Origin of the sequence: Methylocystis sp., from assembly GCF_050246715.1 — a bacterium.
Classification (GTDB): Bacteria; Pseudomonadota; Alphaproteobacteria; order Rhizobiales; family Beijerinckiaceae; genus Methylocystis.
This window is the reverse complement of the sequence record NZ_JBFWVN010000055.1, coordinates 1-21,174: the sequence shown is the minus strand read 5'-3', so window position 1 is coordinate 21,174 and position 21,174 is coordinate 1. Positions and strand designations below refer to the sequence as shown.

The 21,174-nt window shown below is 61.7% G+C and carries 23 protein-coding genes and 1 tRNA gene; 14 read left to right on the top strand and 10 right to left on the bottom strand.

Going from position 1 to position 21,174, the window contains the following annotated elements:
• The coding region (locus AB7I51_RS14800) for a transposase (RefSeq protein ID WP_428406309.1) at positions 1–963 on the top strand (963 nt) is incomplete at its 5' end.
• 1,655 nt (positions 964–2,618) lie between these two features.
• On the opposite strand, the gene AB7I51_RS14795 is transcribed toward AB7I51_RS14800, so the two are convergent.
• The 4 genes from AB7I51_RS14795 to AB7I51_RS14780 all read right to left on the bottom strand — a co-directional run bounded on the left by AB7I51_RS14795 (position 2,619) and on the right by AB7I51_RS14780 (position 4,476).
• Positions 2,619–2,837, bottom strand: coding sequence for a BRO-N domain-containing protein (locus AB7I51_RS14795; protein WP_428406308.1), 219 nt, complete (start codon positions 2,835–2,837; stop codon positions 2,619–2,621).
• Positions 2,815–3,036 (bottom strand): hypothetical protein, encoded by a 222-nt coding sequence (locus AB7I51_RS14790; protein WP_428406310.1) that lies wholly within the window; start codon positions 3,034–3,036, stop codon positions 2,815–2,817. The genes AB7I51_RS14795 and AB7I51_RS14790 overlap by 23 nt, the downstream gene beginning before the upstream one ends.
• Before the next feature lie 182 nt (positions 3,037–3,218).
• Positions 3,219–3,476 carry a hypothetical protein gene (locus tag AB7I51_RS14785; protein WP_428406307.1) on the bottom strand — a complete coding sequence of 86 codons (258 nt, stop codon included), beginning with the start codon at positions 3,474–3,476 and terminating at the stop codon, positions 3,219–3,221.
• Between the two features lie 760 nt (positions 3,477–4,236).
• The gene (locus tag AB7I51_RS14780; protein ID WP_428404537.1) at positions 4,237–4,476 is read right to left on the bottom strand and encodes a helix-turn-helix domain-containing protein; all 240 of its coding nucleotides are present in this window, start codon (positions 4,474–4,476) and stop codon (positions 4,237–4,239) included.
• A 230-nt stretch (positions 4,477–4,706) separates the two neighbouring features.
• Here AB7I51_RS14780 and AB7I51_RS14775 point away from each other — a divergent pair, with 230 nt between their 5' ends.
• Entirely contained in the window at positions 4,707–4,937 is a 231-nt protein-coding gene (locus tag AB7I51_RS14775; RefSeq protein WP_428404538.1) for a hypothetical protein, read from the top strand.
• A 218-nt stretch (positions 4,938–5,155) separates the two neighbouring features.
• On the opposite strand, the gene AB7I51_RS14770 is transcribed toward AB7I51_RS14775, so the two are convergent.
• Positions 5,156–5,455: a putative quinol monooxygenase gene (locus AB7I51_RS14770; RefSeq protein ID WP_428404539.1), complete on the bottom strand. Its 300-nt coding sequence runs from the start codon at positions 5,453–5,455 to the stop codon at positions 5,156–5,158.
• Between the two features lie 155 nt (positions 5,456–5,610).
• Here AB7I51_RS14770 and AB7I51_RS14765 point away from each other — a divergent pair, with 155 nt between their 5' ends.
• Entirely contained in the window at positions 5,611–6,057 is a 447-nt protein-coding gene (locus AB7I51_RS14765) for a hypothetical protein (protein WP_428404540.1), read from the top strand.
• Positions 6,058–6,083: 26 nt separating this feature from the next.
• Here AB7I51_RS14765 and AB7I51_RS14760 read toward each other — a convergent pair whose 3' ends face one another.
• A complete protein-coding gene (locus tag AB7I51_RS14760; protein ID WP_428404541.1) occupies positions 6,084–6,323 on the bottom strand; it encodes a hypothetical protein in 240 nt (79 codons plus the stop codon).
• A gap of 1,095 nt (positions 6,324–7,418) precedes the next feature.
• Here AB7I51_RS14760 and AB7I51_RS14755 point away from each other — a divergent pair.
• The 3 genes from AB7I51_RS14755 (at position 7,419) to AB7I51_RS14745 (ending at position 10,378) form a co-directional block, all read left to right on the top strand.
• Complete coding sequence (locus AB7I51_RS14755) at positions 7,419–8,582, top strand: hypothetical protein (RefSeq protein ID WP_428406306.1); 1,164 nt, start codon at positions 7,419–7,421, stop codon at positions 8,580–8,582.
• Positions 8,583–8,670: 88 nt separating this feature from the next.
• Entirely contained in the window at positions 8,671–8,970 is a 300-nt protein-coding gene (locus AB7I51_RS14750) for a hypothetical protein (protein ID WP_428404543.1), read from the top strand.
• 337 nt (positions 8,971–9,307) lie between these two features.
• Positions 9,308–10,378 (top strand): tyrosine-type recombinase/integrase, encoded by a 1,071-nt coding sequence (locus tag AB7I51_RS14745; protein ID WP_428404544.1) that lies wholly within the window; start codon positions 9,308–9,310, stop codon positions 10,376–10,378.
• A 45-nt stretch (positions 10,379–10,423) separates the two neighbouring features.
• Here the strand turns inward: AB7I51_RS14745 and AB7I51_RS14740 are convergent.
• From AB7I51_RS14740 to AB7I51_RS14730, 3 genes are all read right to left on the bottom strand, one after another.
• A tRNA-Asn gene (locus AB7I51_RS14740) sits at positions 10,424–10,499 on the bottom strand.
• A 78-nt stretch (positions 10,500–10,577) separates the two neighbouring features.
• Positions 10,578–11,486, bottom strand: coding sequence for a sugar kinase (locus AB7I51_RS14735; protein WP_428404545.1), 909 nt, complete (start codon positions 11,484–11,486; stop codon positions 10,578–10,580).
• A gap of 42 nt (positions 11,487–11,528) precedes the next feature.
• The gene (locus AB7I51_RS14730; protein WP_428404546.1) at positions 11,529–11,867 is read right to left on the bottom strand and encodes a HesB/IscA family protein; all 339 of its coding nucleotides are present in this window, start codon (positions 11,865–11,867) and stop codon (positions 11,529–11,531) included.
• A gap of 210 nt (positions 11,868–12,077) precedes the next feature.
• On the opposite strand from AB7I51_RS14730, the gene dgt reads away from it, so the two are divergent.
• Positions 12,078–13,433, top strand: a complete 1,356-nt coding sequence (gene dgt / locus AB7I51_RS14725; protein ID WP_428404547.1) for a dGTP triphosphohydrolase — start codon at positions 12,078–12,080, stop codon at positions 13,431–13,433.
• A 29-nt stretch (positions 13,434–13,462) separates the two neighbouring features.
• Here the strand turns inward: dgt and AB7I51_RS14720 are convergent, their stop codons facing one another.
• Positions 13,463–13,879 (bottom strand): YunG family protein, encoded by a 417-nt coding sequence (locus AB7I51_RS14720; protein ID WP_428404548.1) that lies wholly within the window; start codon positions 13,877–13,879, stop codon positions 13,463–13,465.
• A 116-nt stretch (positions 13,880–13,995) separates the two neighbouring features.
• On the opposite strand from AB7I51_RS14720, the gene AB7I51_RS14715 reads away from it, so the two are divergent.
• The 7 genes from AB7I51_RS14715 to AB7I51_RS14685 all read left to right on the top strand — a co-directional run bounded on the left by AB7I51_RS14715 (position 13,996) and on the right by AB7I51_RS14685 (position 21,040).
• Positions 13,996–14,391, top strand: coding sequence for an ASCH domain-containing protein (locus AB7I51_RS14715; protein ID WP_428404549.1), 396 nt, complete (start codon positions 13,996–13,998; stop codon positions 14,389–14,391).
• A 273-nt stretch (positions 14,392–14,664) separates the two neighbouring features.
• The gene (gene argS, locus AB7I51_RS14710; protein WP_428404550.1) at positions 14,665–16,446 is read left to right on the top strand and encodes an arginine--tRNA ligase; all 1,782 of its coding nucleotides are present in this window, start codon (positions 14,665–14,667) and stop codon (positions 16,444–16,446) included.
• A gap of 86 nt (positions 16,447–16,532) precedes the next feature.
• Positions 16,533–17,870, top strand: coding sequence for an SPOR domain-containing protein (locus tag AB7I51_RS14705; protein WP_428404551.1), 1,338 nt, complete (start codon positions 16,533–16,535; stop codon positions 17,868–17,870).
• Between the two features lie 9 nt (positions 17,871–17,879).
• Complete coding sequence (nagZ, locus tag AB7I51_RS14700; protein WP_428404552.1) at positions 17,880–18,884, top strand: beta-N-acetylhexosaminidase; 1,005 nt, start codon at positions 17,880–17,882, stop codon at positions 18,882–18,884.
• Between the two features lie 167 nt (positions 18,885–19,051).
• Positions 19,052–19,858: a segregation and condensation protein A gene (locus tag AB7I51_RS14695; RefSeq protein ID WP_428404553.1), complete on the top strand. Its 807-nt coding sequence runs from the start codon at positions 19,052–19,054 to the stop codon at positions 19,856–19,858.
• A gap of 25 nt (positions 19,859–19,883) precedes the next feature.
• Entirely contained in the window at positions 19,884–20,639 is a 756-nt protein-coding gene (scpB, locus tag AB7I51_RS14690; RefSeq protein WP_428404554.1) for an SMC-Scp complex subunit ScpB, read from the top strand.
• A gap of 164 nt (positions 20,640–20,803) precedes the next feature.
• Positions 20,804–21,040: a twin-arginine translocase TatA/TatE family subunit gene (locus tag AB7I51_RS14685; RefSeq protein ID WP_428404555.1), complete on the top strand. Its 237-nt coding sequence runs from the start codon at positions 20,804–20,806 to the stop codon at positions 21,038–21,040.
• Positions 21,041–21,174 lie beyond the last annotated feature (134 nt).

Below are 21,174 nucleotides of genomic sequence, written 5' to 3'. Positions count from 1 at the left end.
TTGGCGGGTCAGCCGCAGATCGAGATTGTGGCGCGCGATCGCGGCGGCGGCTATGCGCTCGCCGCCGCCAGGGCGCTGCCACAGGCGACACAGGTCGCTGATCGCTGGCATTTGATGGAGAACGCCGGCCGCGCTTTCCTTGACGCCGTGCGCAAGTCGATGCGTCAAATCCGCGCCGCGATCGGCGTGGCGACGATCAACCCTGATCTGCTGACTACTGCCGAACGCATTCAATACGAGGGTTTTCTGCGACGAGAGGAAACGAACGCCGCCATTGTCGCGCATGCCGAGAATGGCACCTCGATCAAACAGATCGTGCGGGAGACAGGACATAGTCGCGGCTTCGTGCGCAGGGTTTTGCGGGGTCAGCGGTCAGATGTATTCCGAACCCGCCAGAGTTCACTTGAGCAGTATCTTCCCTGGCTCGACGCACAATGGACGGCGGGGTTACGCAACGGCTCGGAGCTATGGCGGCGTTTGAAAAATCAGGGATTCAGAGGATGCTTGCGCGTCGTTTCCGAATGGGCCGGCCGCCGCCGCCACGCCGAGCGAGCCGGCACGGAAAGCCTGCGCCGCGTTCCGTCCGCCAGAACGATCGCACGGCTGATGACGACGGGTCGTGACACGCTTTCCAAATCGGAGACGATAACAATCGCGGCGATAGAAGACGGCGTTCCGCCGCTTATCGAGGCGCGCGCAGTCATCGCCGCCTTCCACGTGATGATCCGTAAGAAAGCCGAAGCGGAACTCGACGCCTGGATCGAACAAGCCAAATCCAGCCTCGTTACATCTTTCGCCAATGGCGTCGCCAAGGATAAGGCCGCTGTTCGCGCCGCTATCGTCTCCGCCTGGTCCAATGGTCAGACCGAAGGACAGATCACAAAACTCAAGCTCGTGAAGCGGCAAATGTATGGACGAGCAAAACTCGATCTCCTCGAAGCCCGTCTGATCGGCGCAGCCTGATTATCGATGCACCAAATGTGCGTCAGAGCCCCTTTTGGATGCAAATCTGGGGTCCCGATTCAATGCTGATTGACACAAAAGGGGAGCGGCCCGCCGGCGCAGATCGAAGATAGTTGACGCGACGGAGCGACCAGACAAGCGGAACTGGCGGGGCGTTTTGCGTTAATGGCGAGAGAAGCCCGCCTGAGCGCTTTAGCCAAGGATGATGCATTGGCAGCCGGAAGCGAGAAAGACTCACCAGCGGCCCGCGCTGCTTCGGCGCTGGCATTTTGTTTTGGAGGTGAAAAAAGGCCCACGACTGTCGGGCCGCAGGCAAGGCTCGCTGCCGTCGCTCGATAGGCGACGTCCGCCAATTAGCGCCGAAGCGCTCAACGGCAAGCGCGAGAGGCGCGAAGACGCGTTTTGCCGACAGATACAATACCGAGCTTGCGCGGCGTGTTACTATAACTCACAACTCGGAAGATTTTCGTTTTCTGGTCGAACCATGGAGACGCTGTGAAACGCCGTATAAAGGTGAATGAACGCAACGCAGGCATTTACGTTGGTAGCGTCCGAATCTTAGTAAGAGATTCCTATGGTCGGCTCAACACGGAATGCCAAGACGCACTTAATCTATCCGACTGCGAGCGCCTCATGTGGTGCAAGCAATGCGGCGACCTATTCATAGCACACCATGCAGCGCGGGTTTGTTCGCCAGAATGCTTCAAAGCTCTGCGCGCCTTTCACGAACGTGGCTCATAGCCTTCGCGCCGCCTTTGATGGCGACATGTCCGGCATGAGGTGGGAAAGGGTAGGATTAGCAGCCGGTTCGCTTTGTGAACTGGCTGCTCTGCGCTGATTGGCCCCAGTTCTACCGCCCTTCGCCTTCCGGACCTCGTTTAGCTTGGCGTCGCGGAATCGAATCCCGCGCTTGAACGCGATAAGCATGTGGCAGAGTGGATCAGGCTTGCGGAGCTTCAATCGGCGCAAGTTGCGCCAAATGAAACGAAGCGAGCTGATGGGCGTGGCCATCGCCATGAAGGCGGCGTCCGCAAAGCCTCCCGCGATCTCGGCATAGACCGCGACGACGCCCGCCGCCTATCGCGGCTCTCCCTTCCGGCGAGACCGTTTTTCGTCTGGATCTGCGTCTGATCCAATCTCGGCCTGGGTGTCCGTTCCAGCAGTTGAAGTCCTCAAGCTGGAGGCTTTTTGTGCCTCTCCCCCCAACTGCGTGACAAACCCGAGCGCTATCACGCCCACCCAAAAAATGATCGGAATAATCGAACTCGCATCAAGTTTGATCATCATGGGCGTCATCCATCTCCCCAACCCAGCAGGGCACAGATTCGAAACCGACGGACCGGTGGTGCGGGTGAAAAAAAGCCCACGGCCCTCAAGCCGCGGGCAAGGCTCGCTGCGATCGCTTCGCAGGAAGCGATTGCACTCAAGTAGCGCTGCGTCGCACCATAGCAAGCGTGACTGGCGTGACGGCAAATCCTTGAGCAATTCGCCTACGCGGCGCTCGGCACGAAGCCGAAAAAAGCCCGCGCCGATGCTGGCGCGGGCAGAAAGGGCGCAGATCCGTCGCTCAACTCTTCCGAGCGCGACCAACGGTCAAATAGAACCGCTATGCTGCACTGCAGGCGTGGCAGAGTTGCTTATTTTACATCGTCGCATTATCCACCAAGGAACCTCGGCGACATGCTCGTCGCAGTCGAGCCGGGCGTCATCGCATCGCGGCAACGGAGGACGAGGGCGTAAAGGCCGGACTCGGTTATAACTTGGATGGACTGAGCGCCGCCGCGCTGGCCGGAATGACTGTCGGTTAAAGCGACAGTCATTCTCTCGTCGTCGTCGAGCTTCTCGACCGCATCACGGCTGTTCGCGATGCCCAACGCTTCGCAAACGTCCTTGGCGACGAACCACGAGGAGCTGTGTCTTCGGAAGATCGATGAAGCTGAAGCCCATCACCAACAGCGAGAACCCATCGCGGGCCATTTCGAAATAGCGGACCTCGCGATTTGCGGCTTCGCTGTATTCTCGTATCTCTTTGAAATATAAGGTTGCCCAATTTTGGGTAGCCTGTGATTTCAATATGTTATCGATATCGGCCTAGGCGAGCGCATTCCGATTCAATTGACTCGCGGGTGAGGACCATCGCGACATTCTCCACGCTTCAGTTCACCCTCGCGCAATACGGCGGCCAGTCCAGCATGACCTGCACCTCCCTGGCGCCGCATTCCCGGCAGACGACGTGTAAGGCGACGGCCCTCCAGTCACCACTCAAACGCCCGGCCAGTATATCTGCCCGTCGGTCCATTGCTGTCCCGCCAGATCGTGCCCGAGCGCCCGTTGGACCTGTTGATTTCGCTGTGCAGGCCGGATGAATCATTGAACTGGACGGCGCTCCCGCCCCGGCTGTCGCGGTAGTAGGTCGTGAACCCGTTGCTGTCAGTGACAGCCGTTCCATCCGCCAAAGCTGGCGTCACGGCGAGGAAAAGCGCAAACGGGCAAATCATCAGAATTCGGTTCATGTTCGAATCTCCTTCAACATCACGCGTCCACCTCAGGCCCATTTGATTCCTGACAGCGCTGACAGAATGCTCCTGCCGGGTCTGACCAAGCTGAACGCGTCCGCCCCAGCAATTCCCTCAACGCGAAGATCGGCGACCGAAAGCTGCGCTCGCCGTTGGCGCGGACCTCTCTCCGTTCCTGCGCAGCGTCGTATTCATCAGCCAGCCGGCGCTTCGCCAACGCTTCGATCCGAAGGGCGTCTGCTTGGGGGTCATAGACTTCTGAAGAATATTAAGTAGAAAGCGACGAACACCAAGACAATACCGATATTCGCTAGGAGGCGCCCCCAGAGCCAGCTTCTGAAGAACACTAAATCTACCCCGATTATGAGCGCTACCATCGTGACTACGTAAAGCACGGTAGCTATGTTTGCCTGTCTTTCCATGATCACTGCTCTGGGCGTATTTTATGCTCCAGCTCCGCGCGAACGCTGGCTTTGGCGCGCGCTTTCCGCGCAGATGATCGCGGAAGGGTGGACCGTCGAAGCGAGCGGTCGCGGGCGTCAAGGAAGCGCCGGAGCGCTCAATTATGGGGAACTATATTGTTGGCGAGAACGATCAACCCGGCGAGCACGACGACAATGATGGGGAGGCCAAAAAGCGCGAAGGCTTGGGCGTGAGTCATCTTTAATGCCTCCAACAACATATCAGCAGACAGATGTAGGGCGATGGCGGTTGCGAGCCAGTAGAACTTGCGAGACGATCAGTTGCAGCTGCGCCATCACGTCCACAACGCCGCACGGCCGAGACGTCGTCCATCGGGAAAGAAAAAGGGCTTGCGCTCTCCTGGCGCGATGGGCTCGACAGGCGGGCGACTTGCGCGCGGACGGCGCGGGCGGTCCACGTCTTTTGTCCACGTCCGCACAGTTTCGTGAGAGACGCCGCACGCCGCCGCTGCCTCGTGCAGGGTCGCGCCGGCGGCGACAAGCTCGATGGCGCGGGCGCGCGTCTCCGGCGTCAACAGAGGCTTGCATGGGCGTTCAATGCGCCGTGCCGTCTGTCAGCGCCCGCGCGATGGTCTTGGCGTCCGATCCTGAGAGGCGATTTACGACTCACGTCGACTCGGATCATCCTCAAAATCGAAGCGGGCTGGCGCCTTTCAGTCGCCAGAAAGCTCCTCAAGCCGCCATCATCATGACTCATCGAGCGTGAGAGCATTGATCTCGCCGATTCGAATTTAGGAGCCCGACAATGAACGCCTACCGGTCGAGTGAGCCACGCTACACCATTGTTATCTCAAAAAACGGCAAAGAGCTCGGCACGCTGCGAGATCGCGAAACGAGCCAAGCTCGCAGCTCCTTCGGCGGAGCCGTCGCACGCTACAAAAATTCAGGCGACAACCACCGGATCGAATTTTACGACGGAGCTGATTTGATTGAGGCTTGGTCCACCGAGGAAGGATACAAGTCGCTCTCCGCCTAAATCGTTGGGCGGAAAATCTCGTCTACTTGCGCGTGAGCGTCGGGTCAGCGTCGCCGACGCTTGAGGGACTAGCCGCCCTTCTGATTGGATAGTGATATTTGTATCGCCCCTTGCACGACGCCCGAATTCCTTCGGCGCACAATGAAGTCCTGAGTCTGCCTCTGCGCGTCGGCGCGAACGCCCCGACCGTGGATGTAACGGCGGGGCGTTTTTGCAGTTCAGCGCAGCTTTGACGCCAGCACGTCTACTTTCTCAATTTTCGGCGGCTGCGAGAATAGCTCCGGCGCCTTCGCCATAAGCGCTTTCGCGACCTCTCCGGCAAGATGAGCGTCTCTACCGGCTTCGTCATCGAAGACGTCAAAGATGCCGAAAGTGGTCGCGGACACTCGTATCGCGAACCAGGATACTGTCCCCGGCTCCGCTTCCACGAGCGGCAGCGCCGATTTCATGAATGCTGCGACCTCGTGCTCCTTCCCGATCTTCGCTTCCAAAGTCGCCAAGATGCCAAATTTTACCATTGCGACCTCCCTGGGGGATATAAGTTCCGGGCCGTCAGCCTGCATTTTTTAGGCATTTTCCATGACGGCACGATTCTTGAGTCGCGCAGCCATCATGGAACGAATAGTCTGGCAATACTCGATAAAGCCTATACGGACGGCGGTCGGAGGCGTCAATGAATGCGCTAGATTTTCACCGGGTGGCGGACGAAACCATTCACAAATACAATGCTTCGATGCATCAACCTTCCCGTGAGAGCGACAAGGTCGCCGCCGCGCTAAATCTTGTGTCGGAAACAGCGACCGCGATCAAAGCATTCGAGGAGCAGGCCGCCCAAGCGCTAATGCGCGCCCAGGAGGTCGCCGACGCTGTGAGAGAGGATTTGGACCGCGCTGAGCTGCGGGCCGAGCGCACAGAGACAATGCTGCGCTTGACCGAGGATCAAGTCGAGCAGATGTCCACCGCCATACAGGATGCGCATCAAGAGATTGAAGCGCTGCAATCACAACTCGACTCCAAGATTGCAGAGTTAGCAGCATCTGAAAGGCGGGCGGACGATGCAGAGGACGCTATCGAGCGAATCATGGATGTGATTCGCGCGCGCACCCTCCCGTCAAATTGAACATCCCGTCAGTGGTAAGTGCGGGCCTATCTAGGTTCCGCTTCCACCGTCAGCGCCCGAGCGATGGTCTGCGCTACGACCTTCGCGTCGGCGCCGGAGAGGCGATTGACGAGTGCCCGCCGGGTCGGCTCGTCTTCAAAATAGACATAGGCAAGCGCGATGCCGTTCGCGTCTTCTACCGCGAAGGACTCGCCGCTCTTGCGGATACGCAGCGGCAGGGCATAGGGCGGAGCGGAGAACATTCGCGCGAGCATAGCAGGCTTCACGCGGTTCCTCTTTCTATATCACCGCTCCTATAAATTCGTCCGCTTGTGACCGATATTGTTGAAAAAGTCCGATGGGTGGTGCCCGTCAAAATCGACGCCAAGCACGTTTCAGTCGAGCGTCGCTGATCAATGCCATCATCAAAGATGAGCGGAAGCCCGTCGTTCAGTTGATGCTCTGGCGCGTAGGCCCCCAGCTCCTTTTTCTATCAGCGCACCGTTAGCATCGATCTCTCACCGGTGCGGATCGAGAGCGCCGGCGTGGTAACGCCGACGCCAGGCGTATGCGCGCGCGCCATTGGGATCAGGAGGCGCGAGTCGTCGTCGGCTGGTCTCAGACCGCGACGGTCACCGGTGGCTGCTCATCGGCGTTCTAAAATGTGCGCTAGCGCACATTTCGCTTGAACGTAGCCGGAGACGTTGCTAAAGTTATCGCCTCAGACAGAGACATTCTTGGAGCGAGCGCCGAAGGGCTGAGAGCACCCTTAGGCGCTTATCGGCGACGACGGGCCTGGAGCACCCTGCCGGACGCCATTCGCTCACCGACTGGACTGTCTAATGCCTGCTTCCGCCAATGCCTCCTCGCCACACCGATCAGCATCCGCTTGGATCGCCGAGCGCGGCTATCGGCTCGGCCCCGATGGATATCTCCATCTGGCGGCGTTGATTAAGCCGTCGACAAACGCCGCTCGCCGTGATCGCGAAGTAGTAAAATCAGCCGCCCGTCAGCCGGTCCGCTCTGACGCCAGTTTCCCTAATATTTCAAGTGATTTGCGCGTCGTCGGAAACGATGGTGTCCGGGCGTTGTCCAGTGGTAGCGAATCCTGCGCCACCCCATACAGCTCTCATAACAGCCTCCATAGCAGCCCTTTAAGCGCCTATACAGACACAGATCACAGTTCACAGAAGCCGTATAACGACAACGGACAGAATCAGAATCGTCGCGGCGCAAAAACGGACGGGCGCGCAAAAGTCGCGGCGCGCGTCCTATCGATCTTCCGGAAACTCCAAGCCGCCGCCGGCAACGATCAAGTCCACGCCTTCACGCTCAGAATCGATCCGGCGCTTCTCCAAGGCGTCGAGAATCCGACCAACTACATGCAGCGCCGGATTGCCCGCGAGCTAAAGAAACGCCTCGGCCGCGACGTTCCCTTTGCAGGCGTCGTGGAATGGCGCACAAACGGCGATCCAGAGCTCCACTGTCACGGCGCTATATCCCTACCGGCTCATGAGAAACAATGCGCCAGCGACGCTCTCCGGGCCGCCGGCGGGCCGTGGCGCGATAAGCAGGGCGCCGCACGCCAAGTCGACATCCGGCCCATTGATCCGCAGGCGAAATTCAACGGCGCATATGGTCTCGACGGCTGGGCGCTCTACTGCGCCGACGACTCTCGGCAGACGCAGCTCGAACTAGATCGGCGGCGATCTGCTCTCGATCCGCAGCGCCAATACTCGCGGGCGCCACGGATCGACATGAAATCCGGGCTTCAGATCCGTGAGGACTACGGAGCCGTAAGGACTACGCCGGAGCGTAAGGACTACAGCTTGACATGCCACGCGGCCGAGCGTAAGGACTACGAAACCGTAAGGACTACGCCGGCCCGTAAGGACTACATTGGAAAGGACGAACCATTGGCTAAGACGCAGTCGCTACGAACGAAGGAATACCGCAACCGGCTCAAGGCGGAGCGCGACGCGCTTCGCGATGAGGTCGCCGATCTGCGCCGCCAACTCGCCGAGCGCACAGACAAGCCAGCCGACGACACCGCCGCGCTTGAAGCGATCGAAGTCGAGGCCCCGCGCATCGCCGAGCTTCAAGAGCGCGTCGAGGAAGGCGAGGCCGGGTGCGAGGCTTTGACGGATCGGATCGAAGAACTTGGTGACGAGCTAATCAGGGAGCGCGAGAAGGTTCAGCATCTAAAGGCGCTGCTCAACAATCCAGAGGTTCTACGGCGCCAGCTCGAAAGGATTGAAAAACCGCCGGCACCCATGCCCGAGAGGGCCGAAGCGCCGCCAGAGCCACAACCCGCTCCGGCGCGCGAGCCCGAGACCAAGAAGGTCGTCGAGGAGGAGAAGATCGTCGAGGAGAAGATCGTCGATGATTTGCCGGCCACGAAACCCGTTCGGGACCTGGACCGCAAAATAACTCTCGAAGAGACGATGGCGCTAATGCGCGAGTCTCGCGAGCAGCGCAACTCGACCGGCACGCAAGACGAAGAACTCGAAGCTATTCTGGCATCCCTCGATGATCTTATTCAATAGCGCTTGCTAATTTAGCAAGTTCGAATATAACAATCGAGTTCCAGCTAGGGAACGGCATTTGATATTCCTCAAAGGCGGCCGCGCCCAAGTGCGATCGTTCTCAGAGATCGCCGACCGCGAAAATTACACGGCCTTGAAACTACAAGAGTTCTTCGAAGTCAAGAGTCCGGCCGCCACCGCCGACTTCGAGAATTTCACGGCGAAGTCGTTGGCGCTTTCTTACGACGTGATGCGCCGCAAGGCCAAGAAGATCGCCGCGGTCGTCAAGCGCGAGGAAAACGACTTAACCGCCGGACTCCATAAAATCACCGATGAGAATGGCGAGACGTGGGTCGAAGCCGAGGCGGTTGTTGCGAGAATGCTTCCGGTGGCGGATAGGGCCGCCTGATCAGCGCCGGCGCGATCACCAACAGCCCGCCCTCACTGGCGGGCTTTTTTATTAAACTTTCGTAATGTCGCTGCTCGCCTGCGAATTTTCGCTATAGACTGATTGGTGAGACAACCCGCGACCATAGTCCCTCGACTCCTGACGCGCGCCCAAGCCGCTGAATACTGCGGCATGAGCGTTCCGACATTCGCGTCCGTCTGCAAGGTCGCGCCTATAGCGCTCAATCAATCCAAGCGCCTTATTCGATACGACATCAAGCAGTTAGACATTTGGATTGACGGACTCCCGCGGACCGATACGTCGGGAGATTCCAACTATTGGCTGGAGCGATTCGAGAATGACGACGTTCGTCAAGGTGAAGGGCGTAAAGCGCTGGCGGCACCCTAAAACGAAGCGCTGGTATGCCTACCACCGCGCCAGCGGCAAGCGTCTCAACGCCGAGTTCGGCACCGCTGAATTTTTCCAAGAGCTTGCGGAGATCGAACGCGCATCGAAGATCGCGGCGCCCACTCCTGGAACGCTCGGACTCGTGATCCATGAATATTTGCGCTCACCGGACTGGTCCGCCCTTCGGCCGGCGACGCGCATCAGCTATGAGAAGGCGTTTCGCGTCCTGGCGCCCTTAAACGATATGCCGCTTGTGCGCACGGATCGCAGTTTCGTCTTCGCGCTGCGCGACAAAAAGCTCCTGCCCAAACATGGCGTTTGGCTCGCGAATTACTGCGTCACGGTCTTATCGATCTTGTTCAAGTTCGCAACGGATCGCGGATGGATGAAAGTCAATCCGCTCGCCGAGCGCGTCAAGAAGATCAGACAGCCGCGAGAGAACGGTGCCGGAAATCGACCTTGGAGCGAAGCGGAGTGCCACGTCGTCTTGGATCGTGCGCCCGCTCATATTCGCTTGCCGATCGCGCTCGCCATGTGCGCTGGTCTGCGCCGGGCGGACTTTCTCACGATCACCTTGGCCTCGGTTCGAAATGATCAAATCACGATCCGGACATCCAAGCGCGGCGTCCCGGTCGCGGTTCCGATTCATCCGATTCTTGCCGACGCCATCGCGCACAGACCCAGGTCTAATTCGGACATCCTATGTGTCGGCGCTCGCGGCGAGCCATGGACCGCCATGGGCTTCAATGCGTCATGGGGAAAGTTCCGACGCGCCCTAGAGGCCGAGGGCGTCATCGGTCGCGGTCTCACCTGTCACGGCTTGCGTCACACACTCGGAACGCGGCTCCGCGAAGCAGGAGCAGATGACAGAACGATCGCGGACATCCTCGGCCAGCGTTCAACGTCAATGGCTCGTCACTACAGCGAAAACGCGACGCTCCCGGACCATGCCAAGGCGCTTGTCTCAGGTCTCAATTTGACAGGGAAGGGCGTCGCCGAGTTGTCTACACTCACCGATTAAACTGTCTACACGCTTCCGACGATTTTCGTAACCAACTGATTTTATTGGCTCCCCGAGTAGGACTCGAACCTACGACCTAGCGATTAACAGTCGCGTGCTCTACCAGCTGAGCTATCGGGGAATGCGGTCCCGCCTATACAGGCCAGTGGGCGGTTTGCCAAGCCCGACGTCATTGAGAGAATTTCGCCCAAGACTGCGCTCAAACCGGGCTCAGCGCGTCGGCCGGGGCGAAGGCGGCGAGCGCCGCCGCCACGTCGTCGGGCGAGGGCAGTCCCGCCTCATTGCCGAGATGCTGGATCTTATGCGCTGAGGCCGCGCGGGCGAATTCGAAATGTTCGCGCCAAGGCGCGTCAGGCCGCTCAAGATAGGAGGCGCAATAGGCGCCGTGGAAAACGTCGCCCGCGCCCGAGGTGTCGACGATGAGCGCATGCGGCACCGCGAGCGACGGCATCTGCGAAACCTCGCCGTTCTCGTCGTACCACAACATGCCCTTCTCGCCGGTGGTCACGCCGCCGATCCGGCAGCCCTTGGATTTCAGCCAGCCGAGCATGTCGAGTTCCGACATCGACATCTGCTCGCAGAGTTTCTCGGCGACGATCGCGACGTCGACATAGCCGGTCAGTTCCTCGATGCAGGGCCGCAGCGCGCCGCCGTCGAGCGAGACCAGCGCGCCCTGCGCCCGCGCCGCCTTGGCGTAATGCAGCGCGGCGTCGGCCATATGCCCGTCGAGATGGAGGAGCTTCGTTTCAGAAATTTCGAGCCGAGGAAAGGCCTGCAGATAAGTGTCGTCGCGGGCGCGCAGGATCGCCCTTTTGCTGTCATTGGGCCAGACGAAAGAGAGCGAGGAGCGCGCCACCCGACGCGGATGGACATTGACGCCATAGCTTTGGGCCATGTCCAGGAACATATGGCCGAGCCAGTCGGGCGCGATCGTGGTCAGCAGGCCGATGGGATGGCCGAGCTTGGCGCAGGCGAACCCTGCGGTGACCGCGTTGCCGCCGAAACTCACCGCATAGTCGCGCGCCAGCGTCTTCTGATCGCCGCGCGGCAAGCGATCGGCCAGCATGGTGACGTCAATATAGGCGTGGCCGATGAAGAGCGCGTCCAAGGCTCAAACCTCCAAGATGCCGCCGAGCGTGCGATCGTAGCGTCAGACAGCAAAGCTCGTTCCGCAACCGCAGGAGGCGACGGCGTTGGGATTTTCAATACGGAAGGACTGTCCCATCAGATCGTCGACGAAGTCGACTCTGGCGCCGGCGAGAAGGCCCATCGACGACGGGTCGATTGCGACGCGTGCGCCATTTTGCTCAAGCAGCGCATCCTCTTCGCCGGGCGCGGGATCGACCGCGAAATGATATTGGAAGCCGGAGCAACCGCCGCCTTCGACCGAAATGCGAAAAACGGCGCCGGGCGACTCATTGGCGAGGATCGCGTGAATGCGCCGCGCCGCCTGTTCGGTGAGCGCGATGTAGCCTGCCGCCATGGTCATCCATCGATCTCCATCACTTGTCTGACGCTTGCCTGACGCTTGCCCGCACGTGCCGTCACGCGCTACAGCGCGATTCGAACGCGGTCGAAAGTCGCCCCGAAAGTCGAATTTCCGCCTATCCAATTTCGCGCCTCGCCGGCGCTTTGCGGGATATGCTCGCCGCCGCAAGATAGGTCCAGAGCTGTGGCTTTTCAATGAAAGGAGCGCAATGTGGCGGTTCGCGGACCTCTCGCGGCCTATGCCTGCGACGCGGCGCGCTCGCGCGGGCGGCTTTATCCGGAGGCGCCGTCGCCGACGCGCAGCGAATTCCAGCGCGACCGCGACCGCATCATTCATTGCACCGCTTTTCGAAGGCTAGCGCATAAGACGCAGGTCTTCGTGCCGCTCGACGGCGATCATTTCCGCACCAGGCTCACCCATACGATCGAGGTCGGGCAGATCGCCCGCGCGCTCGCCCGCGCCTTAAGCGTCGACGAGGACCTCGCCGAGGCCGTGGCGCTCGCCCATGACCTTGGCCATACGCCCTTCGGCCACGCCGGCGAGGGGGCGCTGGAGGCCTGCATGGCGCCCTATGGCGGCTTCGATCACAACGCCCAGGCGCTGTGCATCGTAACGCTGCTGGAACGCCGCTACGCCCGCTACGACGGTCTCGATCTGACCTGGGAGACTCTCGAGGGGATCGTCAAGCACAATGGGCCGCTGCTGCGGCGTGATGCAGGTCAGCACCGCCCACTAACTCAATCTGAAGATGCAGGTCGCCCTCTCTCTCATCCTGAGGAGCGAGCGAAGCTCGCGTCTCGAAGGACGAGGGAGAGGGATGAGTTTGAGGCGAACGGCTCCTCGTCCTTCGAGACGCGCCTTTCAGGCGCTCCTCAGGATGAGGAGCCGGGGGTTAGCGGAACGAATGATCGACCGCTTTCGCGCTATATCGCCGAATTCGACGCGATCTTTCCGCTCGATCTTTCGACCTTCGCCAGCGTCGAGGCGCAGGCCGCGGCGCAGGCCGACGACATCGCCTATGTCGGCCATGACATCGACGACGGGCTGCGCGCCGAATTATTCGCGCTCGACGACATCGCGCGAACGCCCTTCATCGCTGGCGTTCTCGCGCAGATTCGCGGCGAACATCCGCGGCTCGAACGCGGGCGCGTCATCCATGAACTCGTGCGCCGCGTCATCACCGCCTTCGTCGAGGATGCGATCGGCGAATCGCTGCGCCGTCTGGCCCGCGTCGCCCCGATGAGCGCCGATGACGTGCGGGGAGCGGGAGAAACCCTCGTCGGCCTCTCGCCGCCGATGGCCGAGGCCCAGCGCGACATCAAGAAGTTTCTCTTCGACAATATGTATCGGCACGAGAAGGTCGCGGGCGTCTGGGAGCGCGCCCGTGTCGCGATCTCGCGGCTTTTTCCGGCCTTTTTCGAGAAGCCTGAACTGATGCCCGCCGAATGGGCGGCGCAGGCCGCCGCCCTGCAAGGCGCTGAACGCGCGGTGGTGGTCGCCGACTATATCGCCGGCATGACCGACCGCTATGCGCTCAATGAGGTGAAGCGGGTATTCGGGGGTTGAGGCTGCTCCGCGTGCGGCTGGACGTCGCGTTAGCGGCGCGAGGAGGATGACTTGCGAAGAAAGTCCTCGACGCGCTTCAACAATAAACCACAACGTTGGAGCGTGGCCTCGCTGTCATCGAGCTGTCGACGATCGAGCACTACATATTCCTTGACGACCGAACCTGTTGGAAATTGCTGCCAGCTAAGGTCGATGTGATACCACTCATCGCCAACAGGCAGACCGTTCCAGAAATGGATTTCTTCATTCGCGCCCGTCCAAACCTTACCTTTGATGATTTCGGTTGCCGGGTAAAAGTGCTGCACCACGCGAGAGGTCGGATAGCACTGACCAAAAGCGCGATTTCCTGCCTTCTCAACTTCAAGGAAAGCAGTTTGTCTGTCCCAAGACGCTTCCAGCGCCTCGCGAAGGCGCAGCATTCGATCTTGATCAGGCTTGATCATCATAGGTGCCGACTGGTTATTGCCTCTGGGTATTATGGCAAAGCTAACGTTTTCGGGCTGGAGCCGAAATCTTCAATTCTGAACGGGTGTTGCCTGATGCCTCGCATTAAAATGCTCGGATGGGCATCCCAATAAAAGCAATTTCCGTTGTTCGTCCGGGCGGCAGTTTGATTGCAGCCGGGAAAAAGACGCTGGAGGTTCGCCGCTGGCATCCCCTGTTGCAGCTCGGGGAAAATCTGCTGGTGGTTGAAAACAATCGCTTCCTTAAAGGCGAGGACGAAGATCAAGGCGCTGCGGTTGCCATCGTTCGCGTCACGGCTGTTCGGCCGTTCTGCAAATTCGATATGGCGTTAGCTTGCGCTAGCAGCTTCGAAGAAGGGTGGCTGGCGTGGGTATTGAGCGATGTCAGATCGCTTGCCTTTCCGATTCCAGTGGCTGCAAGACGCAAAATCTACGAAGTGGAGCTACCGGACGATTTCCCTACGGCGCAAATTGGTGCGCATCTTTCGGTTTAGGCTGCGCAAAGGGAGCGGAACTTCTCGACTTGCACGCGCTGAAATTCATTTGTCCAAAAGGCGCTTTCTTGGCTGGGCTTGTGATCGAACGGGACCTTCCGCGAGCGGGGTTTGAGCTGAATTGGCGGCGGAAGATGCGCTCACGGCGCTACGGACCGGGATAGGAGGCAGTTGGCGAAGTTGCGGTGCCTCGCTGGCGTCGCCGGCGTCAGAAGGTGCGCATAGCGGCGCAGTCTGCTAAACCGCCGCGCGACTCTTCCCGCCCGGATCTCCATGAACATTTTCGACGACTTTCACGCCCGCATCGCCGCCATTCTTGACCGCATCGCCGCCGACGGCCGTTTGCCTAGGCTCGATCACGCGCGCTTCGTCGTCGAGCCGCCGAAGGAGGCTTCGCTCGGCGATCTCGCGTCGAACGCCGCCATGGTCTTCGCCAAGGAGGCGAAGCCGCATTTTTCTTCGCCGCGCGAATTGGCGGTGGAGATTTGCCACGCGCTTGCCGAGACTAAGAATGTCGCGAGCGCCGAAGTCGCCGGGCCCGGCTTCATCAATATCCGCCTCAAGCCCGAGATTTTCGCCGACGTTCTCCGCGCCGCGCTGCGTGCGCCCGACGATTTCGGACGCGTCGCCAAGAGCCGCGCAAGCTCGCTGCAGGGCAAGGTCAATGTCGAATATGTGTCGGCCAATCCGACCGGGCCGATGCATGTCGGCCATGGCCGCGGCGCCGTCTTCGGCGACGCGCTCGCCAGTCTCCTCGCCTTTTCCGGCTGCGCGGTGACGCGCGAATATTACATCAACGACGCCGGCGCCCAGGTCGACGTTCTGGCGCGTTCCGCTCATCTTCGCTATCGCGAGGCGCTGGGCGAAGCGATCGCGATCCCGGAAGGACTATATCCTGGCGATTATCTGAAGCCCGTCGGCGCCGCGCTCGCCAAGACGCATGGCGCGGCGCTCGTCGACAAGCCCGAGAGCGAATGGCTGCCGATCCTTCGCGCCGCCGCCATCGACGCGATGATGGGAATGATCCGCGACGATCTCGCCGCGCTGGGCATCACCCACGAGACATTCTTCTCCGAGCGCAGGCTGCACGAGAAGAAAAACGGCGTCTCGGCCATCGACGCGGCGATCGACTGGCTGCGGGCCAAGGGCCTCGTCTATGAGGGCCGGCTGCCGCCGCCCAAAGGCCAACTGCCGGACGATTGGGAGGATCGCGAGCAGACGCTGTTCAGATCGACGCAATTCGGCGACGACGTCGATCGGGCGCTAAAGAAATCCGACGGCTCGCCGACCTATTTCGCCGCCGACATCGCCTATCACAAGGACAAGATCGATCGCGGCTTCGACACGCTCGTCGATGTCTGGGGCGCCGATCATGGCGGCTATGTGAAGCGCATGACGGCGGCGGTGGCCGCGCTTTCAGAGAAGCGCGTGACGCTCGACGTGAAGCTCTGTCAGCTCGTCAGGCTGATGCGCGCCGGCGAGCCGGTCAAAATGTCGAAGCGGGCAGGGGATTTCGTCACGCTGCGGGAGGTCGTCGACGAGGTCGGCGTCGACGCCGTGCGCTTCATGATGCTCTATCGCAAGAATGACGCGCCGCTCGACTTCGATCTCGCCAAGGTGATCGAGCAGTCGAAGGACAATCCGGTCTTCTACGTCCAATACGCCCATGCGCGGGGAAAATCGGCGCTGCGCCAGGCGCTCGCCGCCTTTCCCGATATTGACCTTGCCGCCGAAAGCCTGGCGGCGGCGGATTTCGCGCTTTTGGCGGATGAGGGCGAGCTTGCGTTGGCCAAGATCATCGCGCAGTATCCCAGAGTCATCGAAGCGGCGGCGGCGGCGCACGAGCCGCACCGCGTGGCTTTTTATCTGCATGAATTGGCGAGCGTGTTCCATTCGCATTGGAATCGCGGCAAAGATCAGCCACAATTACGCTTTGTTAAGTCTGATGATAGAGAATTGACCTTCGCTCGGATTGCGTTGGTTAGCTCTTTAACGATTGTCCTGGGGTCAGGACTAAGGCTGCTCGGCGTGAGCGCCCCCGATGAGATGCGCTAATCGACCCATGAAGGGCAACGGCCGGGCGTCGGACGCGCCTTTCAATTTGCTTCGCGCCCCAGGGGATCAGTTAAGCGAGGTGCATCATGCGCGAGACATCCGTTAGAGGCCCGGCAATCGACCTTGGAGAATTCGAACGGCGGCTGCGCGGCGCGCAAAAGCGTCCCGCTCCGGACGATGAGCTTCTTGCCGAGCTCGCGCGGCTGGTCGAAGCCGAGGAACCGGCGGCGACCGATCCCTATGGCCGAATTCTCGCAGAACCGCATGATCCTCGCGCTCAGGCCGCCGATCTTCGGGGCTCCTATGACGCCGCGCCGGCCGCGTCGGCGGAACCGCCCTATTATCCGGAGCCGTCAATGGGCCAGCCCCTGGAGCGCGCCTATTCGGTCGGCCCTCACGACCAGGGCCAGCCGCCGGGCCATGAGCCGCAGCAGGCGGCCTACGAGACCGGCCATTACGGCGCCGAAGCCAATTGGAGCGAAGACGCAGCATATCTCGATTACGGCCCTGATCACGGAGATTACGAGCCGCACCACGAACGCGGTTGGCGTTCCTGGTTCCGGCCATGGCACGCCGTCGTCGCGATTTCGCTCGTGGCGGTTCTGAGCATCGGCTTCGCCTTCTGGCATCGCAGCGGGTCGAACGCCTCTCGCGAGATTGCGACGATCATGGCGCCTGAAGGACCTGTGAAGGTCAAGCCAGCAGCCGAGACCGAGGCGGCGGCGGACGCCAGCGGCGCCGTGGTCCTCGATCGCAAGGAGCAGGCGCCCGTTCAGCGGGTCGTCACCAACCAGGAGCAGGCGGTTGATCCCGCCGTCACGCCGAAAACGGCGCAGCTCGGCAACGGGCCTGTTGATTTGCCGCATGAGCCGCCGCCTGCTGTGGCGCCGCCAAAGCGGGTCAAGACCGTCACCGTGCGTCCGGACGGAAGCCGGGTGGACGAGGGGGCGCTGCCCCCGGCCGTTGCCGTGGCGGGCCGGCCCGCGCCGGAAACCGCGTCCGCCGCCAGCGCCGCCGCAACGGGCGCTGCGACCGCGACTCCGCCGAGTCAGGCGAAGCCGACGGCGACGCCGCCGCGGATCGCCAAGCCGAAGCCCGTCGCTCCGAAGACGGCGGCGATCGATGAGTCGTCGAATGCCGCGTCCGACGCCGACTCGGATCAAGCGGCTGCGTCAGGAACAGGCGGATACGCCGTGCAGTTTGGCGCAACCGGCAGCGAGGCGGATGCGCGCGCTCTGATGAAGACCGTCGTCGGCAAATATCACGCGCAGCTCGGCGGGCTGAAACCGACGTTCAAAATGGCCACGGTCAACGCCAAGACGGTCTACCGCGTGCGCGTCGCCGGGGTAAGCAAGGAGTCCGCCAACTCCATTTGCAGCAAGGTGAAGGCCTCCGGCGGCACCTGTTTCGTCGCGGCGAATTGACGCGAAAACATGCGCGCCTTCATTTGCGGGCTAAAGGGCGTCGCGCTCGATGACGAAGAGCGCGCGTTCTTGCGTGAAGCGGTGCCTTGGGGCGTCATTCTGTTTCGCCGCAATATCGACGCGCCGGGGCAGGTGTCCCGGCTGACCGCCGAAATTCGCGACGCTCTCGGACGCGAGGCGCCGATACTGGTCGATCAGGAAGGCGGTCGCGTTCAGCGTCTTGGTCCGCCGCATTGGCGCGCCTATCCGGCAGCGGCGCGCTTCGAGGCGGCGGGCGCCGACGCGAAACAGGCCGAGCGGCTCGCCTGGCTCGGCGCGCGGCTCATCGCCCATGATCTGCGACAGGTCGGCATCGACGTCGACTGCCTGCCGGTGCTCGATACGCCGGCGCAGGGCTCCCACAACATCATCGGCGACCGCGCCTATAGCCGTGATCCCGTCCGCGTCGCGACGCTCGGCCGCGCGGCGGCGGAAGGGTTGATGGCGGGCGGCGTCGCGTCGGTAATGAAACATATTCCCGGACACGGGCGCGCCCGCGCCGACAGCCATCTGGAGCTGCCGGTCGTCGAGGCGAGCCGCGAGGAGCTGGCGCGCGTCGATTTCGCGCCGTTCAAGGCCAACGCCGATCTGCCGATGGCGATGAGCGCCCATGTCGTCTATACGCATATAGACGCGAGGGCGCCGGCTACGCTCTCGAAGACGGTGATCGATGAGATTGTCCGCGGCCATATCGGCTTTGACGGCCTGCTGATGACCGATGATTTGTCGATGAGGGCGCTGACTGGAAGCTTTCGCGACCGCGCCGAGCGCGCGATCGGCGCGGGATGCGACATCGTCCTGCATTGCAACGGCGACCTCGCCGAAGCGCGGCCGGTCGCCGACGGCGCGCCGCCGCTTGCCGGCGCGGCGTTGGCGCGCGCCGAAAAGGCGCTCGAATGCGTGCGCGGCGTCGAGGCGTTCGATGTCGCCGAAGCGACGCGCGAATTTGATGCGGCGATGTCGGCGGTGGCGTGAGTGCGCGCCTTGCCCGCCCGAACGCGGCTCTTTCCGATAGCGGCCTCTCCTGTGGACGGCATCGCCAAAGCGCAGGCGGCGCTTGCGATTGCGGGTCTTAGGGGCCAATCTCGGAACGAGTCGCCTGGAGCGGCTGATTCGGCAAGGGAAACAGACGTAAAGCTAGTATGGCGCAGGAGCCGACCTTCGAACTGGACGAACCGCGCGCGGCGGGCGAAGACGCCTTTCTTGTCGACGTCGACGGTTTCGAAGGACCGCTCGACCTGCTGCTCGAACTTGCGCGGCGGCAGAAGGTCGATCTCGCCCGCATTTCGATCCTCGCGCTTGCCGAGCAATATCTCGCCTTCGTCGAGGCCGCGCGCCGGCTGCGGCTGGAGCTCGCCGCCGACTATCTGGTGATGGCCGCCTGGCTCGCCTTCCTGAAATCGCGGCTGCTGCTTCCGGAGCCCCCTAAGGGCGAAGAGCCGTCGGCGTCCGATCTCGCCGCCGCGCTCGCCGAACGGTTGCGCCGGCTGGAGCTAATGCGCCGCGCCGCCGACAAGCTCACCGAACGCGCCCGGCTTGGCCGCGACATGTTTTTGCGCGGCGGGCCGGAGGGCGTCGAGACGATTTCGCATCCGAAATTCCAGGCGAGCCTCTACGATCTTCTCTCGGCCTACGCCCGCCAGCGCCAGAAGACCGCCACGTCGCGCGTGGTGCTGCGCCAGCGCGCGGTCTGGTCTCTGGCCGAGGCGCGCGAGGCGCTCGAACGGCTCGTCGGCGTCGCGACCGAATGGACCGTGCTGGACGATTTTTTGCTGCATTACTGTGTCGACATGCAGACGGCGCGCACTGTGCGCGCTTCCGCCTTCACCGCTTCGCTGGAACTGGTGCGGGAGGGGCGCTTCGATATGCGGCAGGACCGGCATTTTGCGCCGCTGTGGGTGCGGCGGCGCGCGTCGTCGCAGACGGAAGAGTCTGCAGGCGCGTCTTAGCCCGTAATTTCGAGGAGGACTCGAAGTGGCGCAAGCTGCGGAGAAAATCGAACTGTTTGACGTGAACAGCGACGAGGAGCTAGCGCGTCACGAGGCCCGGCTGCGCGAGGCGGAGCGGATCATCGAGGCGCTCCTCTTCGCCTCCGCGGAGCCGCTCGACGAACCCGAAATGGCGCGCCGTCTTGAGGAGGGCGTCGAACTCGACCGCGTGCTTGAGCGGCTGCGCGCGCATTATGCGGAGCGCGGCGTCAACCTCACCCGAGTCGGCAAGAAATGGTTCTTCCGCACCGCCGCCGATCTCAACTGGATACTCGCGCGCGAACAGGTCGAGGAAAAGAAGCTGTCCCGCGCCGCTCTGGAGACGCTGGCAATCATCGCCTATCACCAGCCGGCGACCCGCGCCGAAATCGAGGAGATTCGCGGCGTCGCGATTTCCAAGGGTACGCTCGACGTGCTGCTCGACACCGGCTGGATCAGGCTGCGCGGCCGCCGCAAGGCGCCGGGACGGCCGATCACCTATGGCACGACCGACGCCTTCCTGATGCATTTCGGGCTTGAGCAGATCGGCGACCTTCCGGGGTTGGACGAACTCAAGGGCGCCGGCCTCTTCGACGGCCGCCTGCCGAAAGGCTTCGGCGTGCCGCAGCCCTCAGACGCCGCCGCCCTGCATGACGATGAGGAGCCGCTCGAAGACGATGCGCCGGCGCTGCTCGAAATGGAGTTTCCGGACGAGCCTGAGGCGCCGGAGCAGTTGGAGGAGCCGGACGTCGACGAGCTTTGACGGGGCCGCGCCGTTACGCGGTCAGGCGATAAACCTTCATCACTCCCGGTAGACGCTCGCAACGCGCCGGTTGCGCTTCCAGTCCTTGTTTTTAGTGCGGCGGGCGCATAGTTTCCGGGCAAACGCCGGTTACGCCGGTTTTCGATTTTGGAAGGAAGCGCGCCATGGGCGGTCTGTCGATCTGGCATTGGATCATTGTCGGCGGAGTCGTCTTCATTCTGTTTGGCGGCAAGTTCAAGATTTCCGACGTGATGGGCGATGTCGCCAAGGGCATCAAAGCCTTCAAGAAAGGCATGTCTGAAGACGACGCCGCCGATGCGAAGGACACGCCAAAAACGCTGCAGCATCAAGCGGCGGAGCAAGTCGGCGAAGAGAAGCCCTCGGAAACGAAAAAAATATAGCGCGGATACCCTCCCCTCGAGGGGGAGGGTCGCGCTGAAAGCGCGGGGTGGGGTGACAGCTCCCTAAGCCTCGCGGGTATTCACCCCCCCCCCAATCGCATCGCGCTAGCACCCACCCCCACCACGGTGGGGTG